We start from the raw sequence: 1,900 nt of genomic DNA, 5'->3' as shown, positions 1-1,900 counted from the left end.
TAATACGCTCTATAAAGCTTTGCTCTTGATATAAGTTTGGCTGCTCAAGTTGTTGCTTGAGTGCTTGCTTTATACCCGATAACTTGAGCAATTGAAGTTGCTGATTAATAGTATCTATCATGTTTGTATTCCTTAATGGTAGTAGTCGGTGCCACGTATGTTGATATGTTTAACTGGTTTTTCTAGCTCTGTTTGCTGTGTGGGTAAGGGTTGCTGATCTAAGCCTTTTATCAATATCTGTTTAATTGACCTAAGCGTTGTCGTATTCATACTTATTGCGCGATAACATGCTTGTTCTAGGCGTTGTGTTGAATAGGTTTTAGCTAAACTCAACACGCCTAAACAGCTGCGATAAGCTTGCTCAGGATGACGCTTTCTATTAAGCAGTAATTCAATAACTTGATGGGTATAATCACCGATACTTAACGCCCATGAGCGTAAATTTATTGGTGATTGCTCATGCTGTTTTTGATGCGCCTTTGGCATGTGATGTGTCTGTGTTGTATGCCCACCTAAACGGTTTGATCTTGGGTGTTGCGCAATCAAGGTATCGTGGTGATAAAGCTGGACGAGTTGATTGGTAATGTGTGCACGCAATTGTTTCTTAACCCATTGATGTGGCACGCTGTAGTAGTGTTTTTCTATTTCAACGTGATAATCAATATGTACACGTACCGTTTTGATTTGTGTGTATTGATAGGGCTGCTCAGGTAGTGGTTTTAGTGAGTTTTTATCCACTTGTTCAAATAGCTCTTTACGTGACTGTTGATATTGCTTCATCACCTTATTGTTCATCACACCAAGTAGCTTTGCTATTTCATGATTTAGTTGCGCTAAGCTATAAAAGGTTTGGTGACGCAAACGTGCCATGATCCAGCGCTCTACAATTTGTACACCGACCTCAGCTTTTGATTTATCTTTGGGTTTATAAGGCCTAGCCGGTATGACAGCGACATTAAAGTACTCGGCTAACTGATGGTATGTCGGGTTTAAATCAGGCTCGTAGCGACAAGTTTTACTCACAGCACTTCTGAGGTTGTCGGGAATAACCACGTCAGGAACACCCCCTAAAAACTCAAAGCAACGCGCATGACTCATCACCCAGTCTTCAAGTTGTTGACTATAGGTTGCCTCAGCATAGGTATAATTTGAGGCGCCGAGTACCGCAACAAATACCTGAGCGGTGCGCTTTTCCTGTGTCGTAGGGCAAGTGATGGTAATTGTTGGTCCACAATAATCGACAAACAGCTTTTCACCACCTTTATGCTGTTGACGCATGGATAGTCGCTGCGTACCTAACCACTGCTTATAAGCACGGCAGAAGTGACTGTAGCTGTAATAAGGCTCACCCACCTTTTCAAGTAACTCATCAAACACTAGCTGCAATGTTAAGAGTTTATGTTGTTTTAAGTCTTCATTGATACTCAGCCAGTCAGGCGTTGGGTACTTTTTCTTACGTGTTGAGAAGCGTCTGAGCTTGGTGTTGAGAAACGAACTTTGTTGCTGCTCCTCTGGAATTGGCCATTGATTAAAGCCTAATTCATTCGCCTTTTTAACATAATTTGCGACGGTGCCAGGCGAGATGTTTAAACTTCTTGCGATCTCTCGATGAGATAACTTGGCTGAGTACTTCAGCCGTAAAATAGAATGTAATTTACTCATAGATATAGGTTTTGTTGCCATTATTGTTATCCTCATCCAACGATTTAGATAACGGTTTAACACACCTACAAAAATGATAAAACGTGAACTCAGAGATGAGTGGTATTAAGCTTTGATCGCCAAAATCATTAAGAGCACAAAAGTGATCATTTACACGTGATACTAGTGATCAAAGCTTAATGAGAATAAGCGATCAAAGTTAATGCCACTGGGTGATCAAAGGTGGAGAGAATATGCA

The 1,900-nt window shown here is 40.9% G+C and carries 1 protein-coding gene and 1 pseudogene; both read right to left on the bottom strand.

Features of this window, described 5'->3' with window-relative positions:
- Positions 1-121: pseudogene (locus FCS21_RS17175) on the bottom strand (ATP-binding protein); the annotation flags it as partial.
- Between the two features lie 11 nt (positions 122-132).
- A complete protein-coding gene (istA, locus tag FCS21_RS15660; RefSeq protein WP_138624468.1) occupies positions 133-1,683 on the bottom strand; it encodes an IS21 family transposase in 1,551 nt (516 codons plus the stop codon).
- Positions 1,684-1,900 lie beyond the last annotated feature (217 nt).

The organism is Colwellia ponticola (assembly GCF_005885605.1).
GTDB classification, from domain to species: domain Bacteria; phylum Pseudomonadota; class Gammaproteobacteria; order Enterobacterales; family Alteromonadaceae; genus Colwellia; species Colwellia ponticola.
The sequence above is the reverse complement of the archived record's forward strand: the minus strand, read 5'-3'. Positions and strand labels throughout refer to the sequence as shown.

Coding starts and splice junctions, on each gene's coding strand:
- istA (WP_138624468.1), bottom strand. CDS start 1,683: ATGGCAACAAAACCTATATCTATGAGTAAATTACATTCTATTTTACGG.